The organism is Maribacter sedimenticola (assembly GCF_900188415.1).
Lineage (GTDB): Bacteria > Bacteroidota > Bacteroidia > Flavobacteriales > Flavobacteriaceae > Maribacter > Maribacter sedimenticola.
The window spans coordinates 64,632-84,353 of the sequence record NZ_FZNV01000003.1 but is presented as its reverse complement, the minus strand read 5'-3'; the positions used below and the strand labels follow the sequence as shown (position 1 = coordinate 84,353).

The window sequence follows — 19,722 nt, the reverse complement described above, 5'->3', positions numbered from 1 at the left end:
AAATTTAGTACATTAACCACCTTAAAAAAGAGAAAAGATGAAAACGAAACTTTACTTCACGGCAATTATGTTCCTTGGGATGATGGGGGTAAGTAATGCTCAGGCTCAAAATCCTGAATGTATGACTAATCTGTCTATATTTTCCGAACATGCAAAAGTTAAAAATTATGATGCGGCTTATGAACCATGGAAAATGGTATATGAAACCTGTCCGCAATTGAACAATGCTATATATGTATATGGTGAGCGTATCCTAAAGGATAAATTAAAAAAGGCTTCAGATGCAGATAAGGAAAAATTTGCCAATGAACTAATGGGTCTTTATGACAATAAGTTAAAGCATTTTGCATCAAAGACCACGCAAGGTGAAACTGAGGTTGACAAGGCGATGGTAATGTATGATAACAAAATGGCCGATGATGCTAAGATGTATAGTATGTTAAGCGAAGCTTTTACAAAGGATCAGGAAAACTTTACAAATCCAAAGGCGTTATATATTTATTTCTCAAGTTTAGTTGACGAGCATAAAGCTGGTAGAAAAGACTTGCAAGAAGTATTTGACGTTTATGATGCGGTTACTGAAAAGATTGAAGTAGAAAACGAAAAGATTACAGGAAAAATAGCCAAGCTTTTACCAAAGGAAGAAGCGGGTACGTTGACTTCTAAAGAGAAATCTCGCTTAAAATCCTATAACTCATATTCTGAAGTATATGGTAAAATTGCAGGTAGTATCGATTCTAAGTTAGGTCCTTTAGCAGATTGTAGTAACTTGATTCCATTGTACGAAAAGAGTTTTGAGGAGAAAAAGGGAGATGTTGTTTGGGTAAAAAGAGCAGTAGGTCTAATGTTCAACAAAGAATGTACGGATGATCCTATGTTCCAAAAACTTTTTGAGGCACAATTGGCTTTAGATCCTTCTGCTGATGCTTATGTATATGGAGGAACTTTAAAAATGAAGAATGGCGATACCAAAGGTGCTCTTGCGGATTTTGACAAAGCATTGTCTTTAGAGACCAATAATGATAAAAAGTCTAAGATTGCCTACAAAGTTGCAGTAATCAACAAAAGAAAGGGAAGCAAGTCTACTGCACGTAGCTATGCGCAAAAAGCAATAGATGCCAACCCTTCCAATGGTCGTGCATATTTATTGATCGCCAGTTTATATGCTACAAGTGCCAATGATTGTGGTAGTACTACTTTTGAGAAAAGGGCAATTTACTGGAAAGCGGCAGACATGGCTAGACAGGCCGGTAGGGTGGATCCTTCATTAAGTGGTTCTGCAAGTCAGGCTGCTACAAGTTACCAGGCTAAGGCTCCAACTAGGGAAATGATCTTTAGTTCCAATATGGCAGGTAAGACTGTTACCTTCTCTTGCTGGGTAGGTGGTAGTGTTAAGGTTCCATCGTTATAGTACAAATGACACAAATATTCAATTATAGAAGCATTGCCGTGGTGTATACCATGGCAATGCTTTTTTTGTCCTGTGGAGATAATTATAAACGGGTTGGTGATGAAGCGGTAAAAAAAGTGTTTCCAAGAGGCGTAGTTGAAGATTTTGTATTGACATATACAGAGGCACCGGTTAAATTGGGGTCAGAAGATAAAGGTGCTTCCAAAGTATTAAATATATTGTCCGGACCTATTTGGGAAAATTATGAACAGCTATCTTTTCCTTACCAAACATTTCCTGAAGGGCTTTTGGTGGAAATCTTTAATGAAAAAAATGAAAGGACCACTATAGAGGCAGATTATGGTATACTATATTTGGCAACGTCTATTGTAGATTTAAGGGGCAATGTGTTGATAAAGGGAGACGATGGTAAAAAATTGGAAACTTCCCAATTATATTACGATCGTGGAAATGAGTGGGCCTTTACCCAAGAAAAGTTTAAGTTTACCAACCCAGATGATGGTACCGTAATGGATGGGGAAGGTATGGATATTCAAAAAGACCTTAAGTATTTAAATGCACATAAGACCTACGGACTAATGTTGATAAAGGAAGAAAAAGAACAAGAAAATGATTAATATTTTAAGATATACGGAATACTTATATATCATAGTAGCTGGATTTTCTATGTATAGGATTTTTACCGATTGGAATACAGATAGGAACATGGCCTATTTTTTTATATTTTTTGCCATAGTTTCCATAGGTATGTTCCTGTTCAGAAGAAACTACAGGAAAAAATTTGAACAGCGTAAGCGAGACAATAATAATAACGTATAGTGGGTACGGCTGGTATCATCATTCTACTTTCCTTGGTTTTTTCCGCTTTTTTTTCAGGAATGGAAATCGCGTTTATTTCGGCGAATAAAATTCATATAGAGATTGAAAAAAAGCAAGAGGGTTTTTTGGCCATGGTACTTACCAGGTTAACTAAAAAACCATCAAAATTTATTGCTACCATGCTTATTGGCAATAATATAGCCTTGGTAATCTATGGTCTTTTCATGGGAGAGATTCTCATGAACTGGTTTACGGGAATGGCCCCTGAGAACGCATTCTTAAAAATCCTTATTACAGAGTTCAGCTTACTTACCCAAACCTTGATCTCTACATTCATTATTTTAATTACGGCAGAATTTTTGCCAAAGGTGTTGTTTCAGATATATGCTAATAGCCTCTTGAAATTATTGGCCATTCCGGCATTTTTGTTCTATGTGCTGTTTTCGTTTATTTCAGATTTTATCATTTGGATTTCTGACCTCATATTAAAATATATTTTCCGTACTTCTGGAGATGAGGTACAATTGGCCTTTAGTAAATTGGAACTGGGTGATTATATAACCGAACAAATGGAAACCGTTGAGGAAGAGGACGAAGTGGATACGGAAATACAGATTTTTCAGAACGCCTTGGAATTTGCAGCGGTAAAGGCTAGGGAGGTCATGGTTCCAAGAACAGAGATCGTAGCGGTAGAAATGCACGAAACGCCCAAAAACCTTGCAAAATTATTTACGGAAACAGGCTATTCCAAAATATTAGTGTTCAATGATACGGTAGATAATGTTATTGGCTACGTACATTCTTATGAACTGTTCAAAAAGCCCAAGACCATTAAAAGTATATTGTTACCGGTGGAGTTTGTTCCGGAAACTATGTTGATACAGGATATTTTAAATGTTTTGATCAAGAAACGAAAGAGTATTGCCGTGGTACTGGATGAATATGGGGGTACTTCTGGTCTGGTAACCGTAGAGGATATCGTAGAAGAACTATTTGGGGAAATTGAGGACGAGCATGATACTACGGACTTAAGGGAAGAAAGGGTAGACGAGCGTCACTTTCTGTTCTCAGCACGTTTAGAGGTGGATTATATCAATGAGAATTATAAGTTGGAGCTTCCCGTATCGGATGAATATGAGACATTGGGCGGACTTTTGGTCCATACTTTGGGAGAAATACCGGATAAGGAGGTAGAACTTAAAATTGCACCCTATATGTTTACGGTGTTAGAGGTCTCCAATACAAAAATAGATTTGGTTTCCATAGAACTTCTAGAAGAAGAATAACAGTGCATCTATCAATAAATTAGGTGGCTTTTTAGTTTTTATTATTTCAATTAAAAATGGTAGTTTTGCCTCCCGATAACCACAAAGGATTATTTTAAACATTAATTAGAATGGCAGTATTAGAGAATATTAGAAAACGGACCACGGTGTTGATCTTGATCATAGGTTTGGCATTGTTTGCATTTGTGATTTCTGGTGTGTTTACCAGTAGCAATTTTGGAGGTGAAAAAGTAGGTTCGTCAGTGGCCGAGATTAATGGGGAGGAAATTTCAATAGATGAGTTTAGACAAGAGGTCGAAACCGCAGCAAGAAGAGTAGGTCCTAATGCATCTTCAATGCAGGTAGTAAACCAAGTTTGGGAAAGCAAGATAAGAAAGGCCATTTTAGGTGAGCAGTTCGAGGATTTGGGAATAGGTATTGAGCAAGATCAAATTGTTGATTTCCTTCGTACTACTGGGTATGCCCAAAATCCGGAGTTCCAAAATGAGAACGGTCAGTTTGATCCCAATATTTTTAGGCAGACTGTAGCGGATTGGAAAGTTAATAGTCCGGCACAATATGATGCCTGGTTGCAAACCGAAAATGAAATTGTGCAACTGGCCAAGGAACAGACCTATTTTAATTTGGTAAAAGCAGGTGTTGGTGCAACATTAAAGGAAGGTGAGCTGGATTATAGGCTGGCCAATGATAAAATGGACATTAAGTATGTAAGGGTTCCTTATTCTTCAATTCCAGATAGCACTATTACGGTAACCAAAAGTGAAATAGCGGATTATGTAAACGATCATAAAGAAGAATACAAGCAAGAGCCTGCAAGAGATCTTCAATATGTATTTTTTAGTGAAAAACCTTCTGAGGCAGATGATCTTGCCATAAAGGAGGCCATAACCAAACTTCTAGATGATACCGTTGAATATAATTCACAGACCGATCGTAATGACACCATATTGGGCTTTAGAAATACTAAGGATATGGTTGGGTTCCTGGATAGGAATTCAGACACTAAATTCGATACGATTTTTAAGGCTAAGAAAGATTTACCTTCTACGGTAGCAGATACGTTGTTCAGTCTTGGCGTAGGGGAAATTTATGGTCCATATAAAGATGGGGGTTCTTACAAGATTTCCAAGATGATGGCCAGAAAGCCAAATGGTTCCGTAAAGGCAAGCCATATCTTATTGGCTTATACCGGGGCTACAAGAGCAAATCCGGATGTAACCAGAACAAAAGAAGAGGCAGAGGAAAAGGCAAAGGAATTATTGCGTGAGGCTAAAAAATCTGGAGTTGTTTTTTCTGAACTGGCAAGAGATAATTCTGATGGACCTTCTGCACCAAATGGTGGAGATTTGGGTTATTTCCAAGAAGGCGTTATGGTACCAAAGTTCAATGATTTTGCCTTTAGCAATAAAGTTGGAGCTATTGGTTTGGTAGAAACGGACTTTGGGTTTCACGTTATCAAAATAGACGATAAGCAAGATATTGTACAGATAGCTACGGCATCTAGGGAAATTGAAGCTTCTGAGGAAACGATCAACACATTGTTTACTAACGCTACGACTTTTGAAATGGAAACAGTGGAAGATGAAAGTGCCTTTTCTGAGGTTGCCAAGAAAAATGAATATGTTGTACGTCCTGTAAACAAGATCAAGGCTTTGGATGAAAATTTACCGGGCTTGTCAAATCAAAGAAATATTGTTCAATGGGCTTTTAGCGATGACACCAAAGTAGGTGATGTCAAGAGGTTCAGTATCAATAATGGTTATGCAGTGGTTCAATTGACAGGTAAGTATGAAGAAGGGGTTATGAGTACGGAAGATGCATCTGTCCTTGTTTTACCAATAATTAGAAAAGAACGTAAGGCGGCCCAAATCATTGCTGCCAATAAGGGCAAGGATATGGCTACCATAGCTTCGGATAACGGTACTGCTATTTCCAATGCTTCTGCTTTGACCGTTAAATCCCCAACAATTCCGGGTGCCGGTAGTGAGCCTGTAGTTGTAGGTACGGCATATGGTATGGAAGAAGGTGCTGTTTCTGGTTTGATACAAGGTAATACAGGTGTCTTTAAAATTGAAATTGTAAAGAAAACCGACGCTCCAAAATTGGATAATTACAGTGTTTATGCCAATTCCTTAAAAACTGGTGCTACGGGTCGTGTGAATACTGCGGTATATAATGCTTTGAGAGAAGCGGCCAATGTTGAGGATAAGAGAGCAACGTTCTACTAATCGTCAATTGTTATAGAATTTATAAGGGTGTCCTATTACAATAGGATGCCCTTTTTTTATAAAATCATTTTGGTGTAGGGTAGAATGGTGTAGTAGCCTTTGTTCCTAAAGTAGTCCATAGCTGTCTTTTTGCCTGTTGCTAGAATAAAATCCCCGCCCCAAGCCCCAAGGCTTTTAATTGTATTTGTATAATCGGGAAATAGTGAATTTTTAATGGTTGGCAGGCCCAAAGTATCTGCCAATAAGGCTTCGTGTTTATTTAAGAGCATTTCAAACTCTCCTAAATTTTCACAATTTAAAATTGCATCCGTAAGAGCATTGATTTTAGTAATTAATTGTTCTTTGTGTATAGTTAGCGTTCGGTATCGCTTAATGGCATCTCTACTATTTTGCTTTTGGTTCAAATACACAAAAAAAAGTTGGTCGGCAAAATCAGGATTAAAATCTACTTCCTGTACATGGGGCTTATGCCCATTTCTAATATAGGTGATGGCCGTATTATGTGTGGCACAGGCAATATCGTAGCCACTGCCTCCAAAACTAGCTTCAAGTAATTTGTAGGGGTTAATATTGGCCCAAGCCGCAATATTTGCGATTAAGGTAGAGGAGGTGCCCAATCCCCAATTTCTTGGGAATGTTATTCTCGCTTCTATATTAAGATTTCGTTCATTTTGGGCGAGAAAATCAGAATTCAATTTTTGAGCCTCTTTCAGGATGTTCAACAATGGTTCCGCTATTTCATTGTCAGAGGTACTGATCAATTGAAGGTTTGTACTGTTAATTTCAGCATCAAACCAAACCTTTCCATGTTCATCTATACTTTTCCAACACATATGGTTTTGGGTTCCCTGCCGCACTTTCAAATATTGCCCAAATGCGGTTGGTAATGCCAGTCCTTTTGCTCCGTCAAGAATTGCGTATTCTCCCGTTAGCAGTAGTTTGCCGTTACCGTAAAATTCTTTGGACATAGGGTCGTTTATTTTCTGATCTCCTTTAATTGAAGCTCAACACCATGGTGCGTAACCGGGTTGGTTTTAAAATACTGGACCAAAATAGTTTTTTCGTTTTCGTCCGCCCCTAATTGGTTCAGAATGTTCAAAAGGTGCATTTTCATATGTCCTTTTTGAATTCCTGTAGTAACCAAGGAACTAACGGCCGCAAAATTTTGAGCAAGGCCGGCAACCGCAATTATCTGCATTAATTCCTCTGAAGATGGGTGTTGAAGTATTTCAAGGTTCAATTTTACGAGCGGGTGTAAGTTGGTTAGTCCGCCTACGGTACCTAGTGCCAAAGGCACTTCTATCCAGAATTTAAAAATACCATCATCAATAGTCGCGTGAGTTAGGCTGCGGTATTGCCCATCTTTACATGCATACGCATGTACGCCCGCTTCAACGGCCCTAAAGTCATTTCCTGTGGCCAATACCACGGCATCAATACCGTTCATGATGCCCTTGTTGTGCGTTACGGCACGGTAGGGTTCCACTTTTGCAATTTCTATGGCCTGAATAATTTTTTCTGCCGTTTGCTGTGGTGTTAATTGATCGGTAAGTTGTATCTGTTCCACAGGGCAGCTTACCATGGCACGTACCGTACAATTTGGCACATAATTGGATAAGATGCTCATCACTATTTCCACATTTTTCCCTTGTGCGGAAAAGGCCGTATAATTGGCTGCTTCTTTTTTCAGTGTGGCCGCAAACTGCTCAAGACAGCTATTAATGAAATTGGCACCCATGGCATCCTTGGTTTGGAAGGTGGCATGTAGTTGATAGTAATGTGCAATATCATGGGTTTTGTCCCTTAAGGCAATATCGGTAATACCACCGCCCCTTTTTTGCATACTGGTGGTCAATGAAGCGCTTTCCGCAAGTAAAATGGGTTTAAGATAGGTAAAGAAGGAGTTGAGTTTTGCGGGATCGCCCTTAAATAAAAAATGTACCTGCCCCACTTTTTCCGTGCCCAAAATCTCTGTTTTGAATCCGCCCCTTTTTAACCAAAATTTAGCCGCTTTGCTCGCTGCGGCTATTACGGAACTTTCTTCAATGGCCATAGGTATGGCATATAACCTATCGTTGATCAAAAAATTAGGGGCAATACCTTGGGGAACATACAAGTTGGTTATGGTATTCTCTATAAACTCGTCATGCAACTGCTGTATACGGCCGTTTTGGTTCCAATACGTTTGTAAAATTTTCTTGGATTGCTCTTTATTATGGGTGTAGTTGGTAGTGATCCAATCTATCTTTTCTTCTTTTGTAAGCTTGGAAAAACCACTTATTGGCTTGGTCATTTAGGTATAACTTTCTTCTGTATATAGATGTTAGGTAATGGTGCGTATTAAGCTAAATTGAACACAAAATTACAACAGTAAAGATAAGGATATTGTAAAGAATCTCATTTAGGTGAACAAAGCGTTAAAACCAATGTCTTTTTCAGGCTAAAGCGTGTTTTTTTGAGGAAATAGTGGTAAACTTGAGAGATTTAACAAAATTTAAAAATTTATGCGAAAAACACACTTACTAACATTGATTTTAATGGCTTTCTGTGTCATTTTGGGGGCTCAAGAAAGGCAAATACAAGTTTCCGAAATTTATCAAGGTGCCTTTAGGACAGAAGGTTTGGATGCCTTAAGATCAATGAAAAATGGTACACAATATACGGTGCTGAATGTGGATCGGTCAAACCAGACGGTAACGGTAGATAAATATGATTATAAAACATTGCAAAAGGTGGCCACTTTGGTCTCATCGGCAGAATTGCCCGGTGTTTCCTCATTTTCTTCCTATGCTTTCAGTGATGATGAAAATAGAATATTGCTTTCCACTCAGGTAGAAGCCATTTTTAGACGGTCTACGTTAGGCATTTATTATGTGTATGATATTAAGTCCAAGAATTTGGTTCAGGTAAGTGAAGATAAGATTCAAGAACCTTTATTGTCCCCAAAAGGTGATCAGGTAGCGTATGTAAAGGACAATAACCTGTATATTTTTAACCTTGCCAGTGGTAAAACCACCCAAGTAACCGCTGACGGTGTAAAAAATAAAATTATTAATGGGGTAACGGATTGGGTGTATGAAGAGGAATTTGCCTTTGTCCGTGCATTTGAATAGAACGCCGATGGAAGTAAGATAGCCTTCCTTCGTTTTGATGAAACGAATGTTCCGGAATTTTCAATGGATGTTTATGGTACCGGTCTATACCAACAACCTTACGTATTTAAATATCCTAAGGCTGGAGAGAACAATTCTGTGGTAACATTACATATTTTGGATGTGGCCAGTGGTAAATCTTCCCAGATCAATCTAGATAATGCCTATTATATTCCGCGGATCAAATGGAAAAACCATAAAGATATGTTGAGTGTACAAACTTTGAATAGGCATCAGAATCATTTGACAATGTATACTGTTGATGCCAAAAGTGGAGAAGTTTCCGTATTGTTGGAGGAAAAGGATGATGCCTATGTTGATATTACGGATAATCTAACATTTTTGGAGGACGATAGTTTTATTTGGTCTAGTGAAAAGGATGGATGGAACCATATTTACCTCTATGGGGAAGACGGCTCGTTGATGAACCAAATTACCAAAGGCCAATGGGAGGTAACCAATTATTATGGGTATGACCAGAACGAGGATAAAATTTATTATCAATCTACTGAAAACGGTTCCATAAATAGGGGAGTGTACAATATAGGTAGTGGTGGGGACGATAAGACAGAACTAGCGGTGACCCCTGGGACCAATAAGGCTTCCTTCAGTGCAGATTTCACCTATTTTATCAATACGTTCTCCAGTGCGCAAACTCCACCGGTTTATACCTTGCATAAGGCCATAAACGGTAAGAAGATAAAGGATATCAAGGATAATGATAAGTTGTTACAAAAATTGGAGGCCTATGCAGTAAGTCCAAAGGAATTTTCCACGATTTCAATTAATGGTAATGAACTTAATATGTACATGATAAAACCAAAGGATTTTGATGCTACAAAGAAGTATCCGTTGTTAATGTACCAGTATAGTGGTCCCGGATCTCAGAATGTTTCCAATAGCTGGATGGGGGCAAATGATTATTGGCACCAAATGCTCGTATCAGAAGGGTATATTGTGGCTTGCGTAGATGGTCGTGGTACTGGTTTTAAGGGACGGGACTTTAAAAAGGTCACTTATATGAATTTGGTTAAATATGAAACTGAAGATCAGATTGCGGCGGCAAGGAAATTAAGTGAGCTGACCTATATTGATGAAGAGAGGACAGGTATTTGGGGATGGAGTTTTGGAGGTCATATGTCTACCAATTGTCTGTTACGTGGTAATGATGTTTTCGAAACCGCAATAGCGGTGGCACCGGTAACTTCATGGCGTTTTTACGATACAATTTATACGGAACGTTTTATGCGTACGCCTGCAGAGAATCCTAGTGGTTATGATGATAACTCGCCGTTTAATTATCCGGAATTATTGAAAGGGAATTATTTGCTGATTCACGGATCAGGAGATGATAACGTCCATGTGCAAAATTCCATGCGTATGATAGAGGCACTGATTCAAGCGAACAAGCAATTTGATTGGGGTATCTATCCGGATAAGAACCATGGAATATATGGAGGTAATACAAGAATTCATTTGTTTAATAAAATGACTAATTTTTTAAAGGAAAACTTATAATCAAACCAATTGAACTATGACTGAAAGTACTGAAATTTCAGAGCAAAAGCAGATTTTTGGACACCCTCAGGGGTTGTTTTATCTATTTTTTGCGGAATTATGGGAGCGATTTAGCTTCTATGGTATGCGTGCCCTGCTCACGCTTTACATGATCGATGTAATTTTTCAAGCTTTAGCAGAAAGAGATTATGCAACTGCAGCGGTTTACTCATCATACGGATCTTTGGTATATGCTTCAACGGTAATCGGAGGCAAGGTTTCCGATAAGATATTGGGAATGCGAAACTCAATTTTTCTAGGGGGTATACTTATGTCCATAGGTCATTTTGTTTTGGCAATAGAAGATAATATGGCCTTTTTTCTGGCCCTTTCCCTCATTATAGTGGGTAACGGTTTTTTTAAACCTAATATTTCCACCTTCGTAGGTACCTTATATGAAAAAGGAGACCCTAAAAAAGATTCCGGATTCACCATTTTTTACATGGGTATAAATATTGGTGGGTGGGTAGCTCCCTTACTATGTGGCTGGCTGGCTGCAACCTATGGATGGCATTACGGTTTTGGTCTGGCAGGGATAGGTATGCTTACAGGATTGATTGTTTTTTGGAGCGGTATCAGGAAAAATGTGTTTGGCGATAGGGGTCTGCCCCCAACGGAAGAAGTGTTGGATAAAAAGGTACTAGGAATTAAACAAGGGGTATTGGTGCCCATACTTGCTGTACTTGCAGCACCTTTAATTGCGTTGTTGCTTTCATCATATCAAGCCATTGCAACGGAAGGTATGTTTGCCGATCAGAATATTGTGAACGTTATTTTTACAGGAATAGGTATTGCCGTATTGGCTTATTTGGCTTATGAAATGTTCAAGGCAAATGTAAAGGAAAGAAAGGAACTGTTCGTTGCAGTATTGCTAACATTCTTTATGACTATATTTTGGGGTTTTCACGAACTCTCAGGTAGTGTAATTACACTTTTCGCGGCAAGAAACATAGATTTGGAAGGTATTATGTCCGCTGCACAGACCAATTCCTTGAATTCAATGTTCATTATTATTATGGCCATTCCCATTTCGTTGATGTGGACTTGGCTAAGCAAGAAGAACTGGAATCCCAGAACTCCGTATAAATTTGGATTGGGTCTACTATTTGCAGGTATAAGTTTTTACGTGCTGGCCATTAGTGGGGGTAGTGCAAATGAAAACGGTTTGGTACCATTTGCCTATTTACTGTTAATGTATTTTTTGTTGTCCGTAGGGGAGTTGTTCATGTCACCTGTTGGACTGTCTAAAATGACAGATTTGGCACCATTGCGGCTTATTGCTTTTATTATGGGGGTGTGGTTCCTGTCGTCTGCGTTTGCATTTCAGATAGTAGGCTTTATCGGTAAGCAATTGGCAATAGAAAGTACCGATAAAAATGTGGGCGGTTTTGAAACGTTATCGGTCTATACGGATGGCTTCATGTTGATTGCCAAATATGCGTTGGGTGCCGGTATATTGGTACTATTGGCATCGCCTATAATTAAACGATTAATGGGTAAGGTACACTAGTAGATACTTACTTTAAATAATAAGCTCCCTTTTCACCAGTATAGTGAAAAGGGATTTTATATTGTATGCAGGTCGTTTTCCAGCGGTCAACATAACTCTTGTAATTGCTGCCATCCGCAATTATTTCTATCGGTTGTAGGGTAAGCGCCAATCGCTCTATATTTATTTTTGGGGAATTGGTCAATAAAATTATGGGTGATGGGGTCTTTTGGTAAACGCCTGAGCTGTCAATGACCACTACTGCTGTGTCATTTATGGAGTAACTATTTTTTAGCGAATCTTCATTGATTGTTTTAATACGTTCTGCAATAGTATAGTTGGATAGAAGATAATTTAGGTTGTTCTTTTGGTTGCTGAGAACGGATAATCGTTGGCCGTTTCTATTAAGGATAATACTATTCTTAGTTTGGTGCAATACCAATACCTCATTTTTATTGTGGGCAAGATTGGTTTCATATAAGGTGTACCCTTGAAAACTGATGATACTGATCAGAAAGAATACCGTTCGTTTAAAGTTGGTACTTTGATAAAGTTCAATCCCTAAAATCAAAATTAAAAAGGATAGGATAAGCTGTATACTGTCAAAAGGAATAGCGCTAAAAATAAATTGTTCTTGTTGGGCGATCCAGCCAATTAAACCATTCATTTGCGCAATTACCGTGTTATAAAACCATGCAAGTTGTAAGGGTAATACGTTCAAAAGGGATAGGAGAATTACAATTATTCCAGTTCCCAATATAAGGCCCAAAGCAGGGACAATTATTAAATTTGATATAAAAAATAGTCCGGGAAATTGATGGAAGTAAAATAAACTTATGGGAAGTACGCCCAATTGGGCGGCAATACTTACGCATAGCAATTGCCAAAAATACCTTATTGCCCTGTTCTTTGGAAACCATACGTCCCTTAGCATTGGAAAAATCCACAAAATTGAAAATACGGCGGCATAGCTCATTTGAAAACCTACTTGAAATATAAGGTTAGGGTCAATGAACAGTAGAATGAACAATATGGAAAGTGCAAGAATATTAAAGGTATTACTAGGCCTATTTAGGTAAAGGGCATAGGCGACAAAGCTGAACATTGTTGTGGCGCGGACAATACTGGCTGATAAACCCGCTATGAAGGCAAATATCCAAAGCAAAACAACCGATAATATTAAAATTACGGTTCTGCCGTGTGGTAAATTGCGCAACGGCCGTAATATAAATTGTATCAGGAGCAATAAAATGCCAATATGCAGGCCAGATACCGCTAAAATATGAACCGCACCTGCTTTTTGGTAATTGCTGTATGTTTCTTCGGATATATTATCACGCTGTCCTAGGAGTAAGGCTTGAATTACCCCAAGTTCATCCGTGCCAAAATGTTCTTTCTGTAGTTGCGAAATTATATGGCTTCGTATTCTTGAGGCAATACCGGTTAAGGTTTTTTTAGGATTCGTTATACGTATAAATTGATTATCCTTAATACCCAATTGATCATATACGCCCAGAGTTTTTAAATAGTTCTTATAGTCAAATTGATGTGGGTTCAAGGACGGGGAGATTGGGTATGGTTTTGAAAACACTTGGATTTCGTCGTCTACATTCAGGATTGAGGAATCTTGTGGTAAGGTTAATAAAATGGTACCACTGGCCGGTTGTTGGTCAATCTTTGTTACCAGGGCAAAATAGCGTGTAGAATACAGGTTGGGTTTTAGGGATTCCTTGATCTTTAAGGTCCAAATTGCCCTTTCCTCATTTATAATATTGCTATAATGATCTTGATGGTTTATTGGTTGTGCTGCCGAAAAACAGAACATTCCCAAGTTAATTACAGTTACGCAAGCAATGACACCAAAAAGAACCGAATGGCTTCGTTTTTGAAAAACAAAGATGAGCGTAAGGAAAAGAAAAAATAATAGGGTGGATAGTAAAAGATACCATGTATCCACTGGGAGAACAGAGCCAATTAAAATTCCAATAATCAGCAGTAGCGTTAATCTTATGGGAATAAACGCTAAAAGTTTCATCCTATAAGATTCTAGTGGCTTTTACAAAGGCTTGGTTCCAAAAACCGTCACGTAGAGATGATACGGTAACCCCTCTAGAGGTAGAGGCGTGTATAAATGTAATTTCATCATTATCGGTACCAACAACCATGCCTACGTGGTTGATCCGTTTAGATCCGCGGGTAGTCTTAAAAAACAATAGATCACCTTTTTCTATATTTTTCACGGGCACTCTATGGCCCTCTTCCGCCATATGATAGGAAGTCCTGGGTAATTGGACATCATGTTCCCCAAAGGAAACATATAAAAGACCGGAACAATCCATTCCTTTTTTGGTGGTACCGCCAAATTTATAACGTACCCCGGAAAATGAAAGCGCCGTATTGATTATTTTGTCCGCCTTGGAATGGGACGTAGATGGTCTGTCGTTATGTACTTTCGTTTCTGCAACTTCTGAAGTATTGCCGGTTCTTTCATTATGGGCGGCAGCTACGGAAATTTTGCGCTCTTTGTCAGAACTACTGGATTTTTTTACCCCACAACTGACGGCAAGGCAAATAATTAGAAAACACGTTAATTTACGCATACAAACAAGAAGTTCCCTTTAATAGATGTAACTTCAAAATTATAGAATTATTATTAAATGGTGGGGCTTCTAATTATTTTTGGCATGTTCTATAATCAATGTAGCAGCTTTAGCGCTTGCCCCGGCACCTCCTAATTTTAAAATCAGCTCATCATAATCCTGCAATTGTTTGGTTCTTGTGCTCCCTTTTAAAATGGCTGCAAGTTCTTTTTTTAATCGCTGTTTGGTAAAGTCATCCTGAATTAATTCGGTAACCACTTCCTTTTGCATTATTAAATTCACCAAGGAAATATAGTCCAATGTTATGATACGTTTTGCAATTTGATATGAAATCCAATTTGCTTTATAACAAACCACTTGTGGTACTTTAAATAGTGCGGTTTCCAAGGTTGCCGTGCCACTTGTTACCAAAGCAGCGGTTGAAATGGATAAAAGATCGTAGGTTTTGTTTCGTACAAATTTTACATTGACATTGTTTAGGAATGGAGCATAAAAGTCCTCATCTAAACTTGGCGCACCTGCAATGACAAATTCATGGTCCAGAAAATCTTCTGTTAAGGAAAGCATCAGTGCCAGCATTTTTTGCACTTCTTGCTTACGGCTTCCCGGTAAAAGGGCAATTATAGGTTTGGCGGGGTCCAGGCCGTAAGTGTTTCTAAAGCTGCGTGGGTCAACTTCTGGTCTGTTAGCAATAGCATCCAGAAGAGGGTGGCCTACAAAATGAACCGGGTATTGATGTTTTCCTTCATAAAAAGCTTTTTCAAAAGGTAAAATTACGTACATGTGGTCCACAGTCGCCTTTATTTTGGCTATTCTACCTTCCCTAGACGCCCATATTTGTGGTGAAATGTAATAATTCGTTAAAAAACCATGTGCTTTTGCCCATTTGGCAATACGAAGGTTAAAGCCGGAATAGTCAATGAAAATAAGTGCGTCAGGTTGATAATCGGCAATATCCTGTTTACAGAATTTTATATTTTTAAAAATGGCATTAAGGTTTAATATCACCTCCAAAAAACCCATAAAGGCAAGTTCTTTGTAATGTTTTACCAGGGTGCCGCCAGCCTGTTGCATTAAATCACCTCCCCAACATCTTATTTGGGCGTTTTCATCTTGGTCTATTAAGGCCTTAATGAGATTAGACCCATGAAGATCGCCAGACGCTTCCCCTGCAATGATATAATACTTCATTTTAAAAGACTTTGTAATACAGGATAAGAATAGCGGTAAACAGGGTGGCCATTAATACACCTTTTGCCCTATTATCTCTTTTTATTCTTAAAAATCCAAAAAAAGCGATCAGGTTTAAAATAGCACCTAATGCCAATAGGCTACCTACATGATCCTGTGCTACTGCGGCGGCGTAGGTTTCCGCAATACTTAATTTGGAAAATAATAGGATATACAATAATGTGCCGATCGTATTGGCAATTAAACCTACAACAAGGCCAATAAGAATTTCTTTTTTAGTGTTCATGATAATGTATAAAACAAAAAAATATTCAACTTTTGAATATGGATGTTCGGGTTAAAAGTTCCAGGAATTTAATTCTTGTACCGCATGATGTGCGGTAAGGTCAAATTGTGTAGGTACAACAGAGATATAACCGTTGGCCAGTGCCCACTCATCGGTATCTTCACCTTGGTCCAATAACTCAAATTCACCGGTTAGCCAGTAATAGTCTTTTCCCATAGGATTTTTTCTCTTATCGAATTTTTCTTTCCAATTGGCCCTTGCCTGTCGGCATACTTTAACCCCCTTTAACTCATCTTTTGTTAATTTGGGAATATTGACGTTTAAAACGGTTCCTTTGGGTATACCGTGCTGCAAGGCTTGTTCCACTATGGTTTGCACAAATTGTTTGGCTTGGGAAAAATCTGCCTCCCATTTATAATCGCACAAGGAAAAACCAATGGCAGGGATACCTTCTATACCGGCTTCGATAGCGGCACTCATAGTACCGGAATATATTACGTTAATAGAGGAGTTAGAGCCATGGTTAATGCCGCTCACACAAATATCGGGTTTACGTTTCATAAGTTCTTGCAGGGCCAATTTTACACAATCTGCAGGTGTACCGCTGCAACTATATTCTAGAATTCCTTCACTTTCTTCATCAATCGTTAGTTTTTCCGCATAAAGCGTACTGTCCAATGTAATGGCGTGGCCCATTCCAGATTGGGGACTATCTGGTGCCACCACGATTACATCACCAATTTTCTTCATAATATGTATTAACGTTCTAACACCAGGCGCTGTTATTCCGTCATCATTGGTAACTAATATTAAGGGTTTTGCCATTGTATATACTTTCTAAAGTAAAAATACGTTTTTCTATAGGATAAGCCTCTTGTGGCGTTTAACAAAAAATTAATTCCTTGTACATTAATTGGCATGGTTTTTTCTTTACCTTAGGGACTTAAGTGGCTATTAGTGCCATAAGTAACCTAAAAAAAGAGATATTGAAAAGGAAGGTAAAAGATAATTTTATGAAAAGAAATTTAGCTTACGTACTGTTATTGATGCTCGTGGCGGTAGCCTCATGTAGTTTTACGAATAAAACATTTGAAAACGATGATAAGGATAAATTATTATTAGATCTGATATCCTATGTACTGGAAAAAGGACATTATGAGCCAAAAGATTTAAACGATGATTTTTCGGTCAACGTTTTTGAGGACTTCATTGATGTGATCGATCCAACAAAACGGTACTTCATTGCTTCTGATATTAAGGAGTTTGAAAAGTATAAATATCAAATAGATGATGAAATAAAAAATACGGACATCACATTTTTTAATCTTGTTTATGAAAGATTGATGGAGCGTATGGGCGATGCCAAGGAAATATATAAAGAAGTCCTTCAACAACCTTTTGATTATGATGTAAATGAAAGCATCAGTATTAAATATGAGGACGAGCCTTTTGCTGCAAATCGTCAAGAATTAAAGGAACGTTGGAGAAAACAGTTGAAATATGCCACTTTGGGTACCTATGATTCCAAAATCACGCATATGGAAAAAGAAGTGGTCGTAAACAAAACACATGAAAATGGCCAAACGGTTACGGAATTGAGTAATGTTAAATTGGATGATGATCACGATCATAGCGCCCATACTCCAGAGGAAGCGGAACGTGAAGCAAGAAAATCTACCGAGACTACATTAGACGAATTTTTTGATTTTGTTGACGACCTGGAACGTAAGGATTGGTTTGTTCAATATATCAATACCATTGTAGATGAGTTTGATCCCCATACTTTTTATTTTGCTCCAGAGGAAAAGGAAAAATTTGATACCAGTATGTCCGGTAAGTTTGAAGGAATTGGGGCAAGGCTTCAGAAAAAATCTGAAGGCGCTAAAATTGTTGAAATTATCTCTGGTGGACCGGTATGGCGAGACCAACGTTTAGAGGTGGGTGATGAAATCATTAAGGTTGGACAAAATGGAGAAGAACCTATTGATATTGTTGGTATGAGATTGGACGATGCCATTAAATTGATCAAAGGTGCCCAAGGTACGGTCGTTGATTTGACCGTTAGAAAAGTAGACGGTTCCTTGGAAGTGGTTTCCTTAACAAGGGATGTAGTAGAGCTGGAAGAATCCTATGCCAAATCTGCTAATATTATTAAGGGTGATGAAAAATTTGGAATCATTAATCTTCCTAAATTTTATGTGGATTTTAATGATTATAGTGAAAGAAATGCTGCAACTGATGTAGCAAAGGAAGTGGAACGGTTAAAGGAAGAAGGCATGGAAGGTCTAATTCTAGACTTGCGTGACAATGGTGGCGGTTCTTTGAAGACCGTAGTTGAAATGGCCGGTCTTTTCATTAAGGACGGACCAATTGTTCAAGTACGTTCTAAGGATAAGGGCAAAGATGTCTATGATGATAAGGATGAAAGAATACAATGGGACGGTCCTTTGGTAATATTGGTCAATGAGCTATCCGCTTCCGCTTCGGAAATATTGGCGGCCGCTATGCAGGATTATAAGCGTGCCATAGTAATTGGAAGCAAACAAACGTTCGGTAAGGGTACCGTACAGAATGTTATTCCTCTAAATAACATGTTGCGTAGTAACGAACATGGCGATTTGGGAGCAATTAAAATTACGACCCAGAAGTTTTATAGAATAAACGGTGGTTCTACCCAATTGGAAGGTGTTAAGAGTGATATTGTTGTGCCGGACAGGTATAGCTATATTGACCTAGGGGAAAGAGATCAGTCCAACCCGTTAGGGTGGGATAAGATTACCGCAGCGGATTATAAAGTTTGGGATGGTTATATTGATTATGATAAGGCCATTGCCGAAAGTAAAAAACGTATGGAGGCCAGTGAGCAAATTAGACTCATAGAGGAAAATGCAAAATGGCTTAAGGCAGAGCAGGATGAAACCGAAATTTCCTTGAATTACGATACGTACAAAGAAGAAAAGATCAAGGATAAGGAGCAGTCAGATTATTTCAAGAAATTGACCGACTATGACTCCAAGCTTACTTTTAAATCTTTGGGTTATGAAGAGCAGTTGTTTACAAAAGACTCCGTTTTACGTGAAAAGAGAGATAGATGGCATAAAAACCTGGCCAAGGATGTCTATGTAGAAGAGGCCGTAAATGTATTGGAGGATTTAAAAATCAACAACATTAAGAACGGTAAACTTGCCAGTGTAAAGAATTAAGAATAAATCATAAAAAAGAAGCCGCTGTACCAAATACAGCGGCTTTTTTTTATGGACTATTTTAATAGGGTGTATAAAATGATTTGTGAACAGCCATTTCATTTTCTTCATTACGTACCCTTTTTCCTAAGATATAGGTGATAAAAAGTAGAACGGTACAAATGACTGCAGATGCCCCATTACCGTCCTTAATGGCCAAATGTGCTACCGCACCAAGAATCAAGTTCATGAAAAAACCGGCATAGACCCATTCCAATATCCAATGTGTTTTATTGAATATGATCATTAGCAGTCCTATGGTCTGAAATACCCCTAAAAGATGTATAAGGTAAATTGGATAACCAAGTTTTATAAAGATATGGGCTACCTCTTCATAATTGATAATAGAATTGATTATAGCGCCTATAATTGCAATCGAAAAAAGACTTAAAGCAACAAGGTAAACGGTTTTTTGGGTCTTCATAATAAGTAGGTTTATATGTTAATAGCACCCAAAATAT

General features: G+C 38.3%; 15 protein-coding genes and 1 pseudogene. 8 read left to right on the top strand and 8 right to left on the bottom strand.

Going from position 1 to position 19,722, the window contains the following annotated elements; genetic code table 11:
* The first annotated feature begins 37 nt into the window (after positions 1-37).
* From CHB68_RS09710 to CHB68_RS09690, 5 genes are all read left to right on the top strand, one after another.
* Positions 38-1,411, top strand: a complete 1,374-nt coding sequence (locus CHB68_RS09710; protein ID WP_179213177.1) for a hypothetical protein — start codon at positions 38-40, stop codon at positions 1,409-1,411.
* A 5-nt stretch (positions 1,412-1,416) separates the two neighbouring features.
* Positions 1,417-2,028: an LPS export ABC transporter periplasmic protein LptC gene (gene lptC, locus CHB68_RS09705; RefSeq protein WP_089260693.1), complete on the top strand. Its 612-nt coding sequence runs from the start codon at positions 1,417-1,419 to the stop codon at positions 2,026-2,028.
* Positions 2,021-2,230, top strand: coding sequence for a hypothetical protein (locus CHB68_RS09700; protein WP_089260692.1), 210 nt, complete (start codon positions 2,021-2,023; stop codon positions 2,228-2,230). Before lptC ends, CHB68_RS09700 begins: the two co-directional genes overlap by 8 nt.
* Positions 2,231-2,289: 59 nt before the next feature.
* The gene (locus CHB68_RS09695) at positions 2,290-3,516 is read left to right on the top strand and encodes a hemolysin family protein (protein ID WP_245838904.1); all 1,227 of its coding nucleotides are present in this window, start codon (positions 2,290-2,292) and stop codon (positions 3,514-3,516) included.
* A 110-nt stretch (positions 3,517-3,626) separates the two neighbouring features.
* Entirely contained in the window at positions 3,627-5,744 is a 2,118-nt protein-coding gene (locus tag CHB68_RS09690) for a peptidylprolyl isomerase (protein WP_089260690.1), read from the top strand.
* Between the two features lie 56 nt (positions 5,745-5,800).
* Here CHB68_RS09690 and CHB68_RS09685 read toward each other — a convergent pair whose 3' ends face one another.
* Together CHB68_RS09685 and CHB68_RS09680 are read right to left on the bottom strand one after the other, a co-directional pair.
* Positions 5,801-6,712 carry a GYDIA family GHMP kinase gene (locus CHB68_RS09685; protein WP_089260689.1) on the bottom strand — a complete coding sequence of 304 codons (912 nt, stop codon included), beginning with the start codon at positions 6,710-6,712 and terminating at the stop codon, positions 5,801-5,803.
* A gap of 8 nt (positions 6,713-6,720) precedes the next feature.
* The gene (locus tag CHB68_RS09680; protein ID WP_089260688.1) at positions 6,721-8,037 is read right to left on the bottom strand and encodes a hydroxymethylglutaryl-CoA reductase, degradative; all 1,317 of its coding nucleotides are present in this window, start codon (positions 8,035-8,037) and stop codon (positions 6,721-6,723) included.
* Positions 8,038-8,248: 211 nt separating this feature from the next.
* Here CHB68_RS09680 and CHB68_RS09675 point away from each other — a divergent pair.
* Both CHB68_RS09675 and CHB68_RS09670 read left to right on the top strand, forming a co-directional pair.
* Positions 8,249-10,414, top strand: a pseudogene (locus CHB68_RS09675) (S9 family peptidase).
* A gap of 16 nt (positions 10,415-10,430) precedes the next feature.
* Positions 10,431-11,963, top strand: coding sequence for a peptide MFS transporter (locus tag CHB68_RS09670; RefSeq protein ID WP_089260687.1), 1,533 nt, complete (start codon positions 10,431-10,433; stop codon positions 11,961-11,963).
* A gap of 7 nt (positions 11,964-11,970) precedes the next feature.
* On the opposite strand, the gene CHB68_RS09665 is transcribed toward CHB68_RS09670, so the two are convergent.
* From CHB68_RS09665 to surE, 5 genes are all read right to left on the bottom strand, one after another.
* Complete coding sequence (locus CHB68_RS09665; RefSeq protein ID WP_089260686.1) at positions 11,971-13,977, bottom strand: ComEC/Rec2 family competence protein; 2,007 nt, start codon at positions 13,975-13,977, stop codon at positions 11,971-11,973.
* Between the two features lies 1 nt (position 13,978).
* Positions 13,979-14,542 (bottom strand): C40 family peptidase, encoded by a 564-nt coding sequence (locus tag CHB68_RS09660; protein WP_089260685.1) that lies wholly within the window; start codon positions 14,540-14,542, stop codon positions 13,979-13,981.
* Between the two features lie 69 nt (positions 14,543-14,611).
* A complete protein-coding gene (lpxB, locus tag CHB68_RS09655; RefSeq protein WP_089260684.1) occupies positions 14,612-15,733 on the bottom strand; it encodes a lipid-A-disaccharide synthase in 1,122 nt (373 codons plus the stop codon).
* A 1-nt stretch (position 15,734) separates the two neighbouring features.
* Positions 15,735-16,019 (bottom strand): hypothetical protein, encoded by a 285-nt coding sequence (locus CHB68_RS09650; RefSeq protein WP_089260683.1) that lies wholly within the window; start codon positions 16,017-16,019, stop codon positions 15,735-15,737.
* 51 nt (positions 16,020-16,070) lie between these two features.
* Complete coding sequence (surE, locus tag CHB68_RS09645) at positions 16,071-16,844, bottom strand: 5'/3'-nucleotidase SurE (protein WP_089260682.1); 774 nt, start codon at positions 16,842-16,844, stop codon at positions 16,071-16,073.
* A 188-nt stretch (positions 16,845-17,032) separates the two neighbouring features.
* Between surE and CHB68_RS09640 the strand changes: the two genes are divergently transcribed.
* The gene (locus CHB68_RS09640) at positions 17,033-19,222 is read left to right on the top strand and encodes a carboxy terminal-processing peptidase (protein ID WP_089261239.1); all 2,190 of its coding nucleotides are present in this window, start codon (positions 17,033-17,035) and stop codon (positions 19,220-19,222) included.
* A 61-nt stretch (positions 19,223-19,283) separates the two neighbouring features.
* On the opposite strand, the gene CHB68_RS09635 is transcribed toward CHB68_RS09640, so the two are convergent.
* Positions 19,284-19,685 carry a DoxX family protein gene (locus tag CHB68_RS09635; protein WP_089260681.1) on the bottom strand — a complete coding sequence of 134 codons (402 nt, stop codon included), beginning with the start codon at positions 19,683-19,685 and terminating at the stop codon, positions 19,284-19,286.
* Positions 19,686-19,722 lie beyond the last annotated feature (37 nt).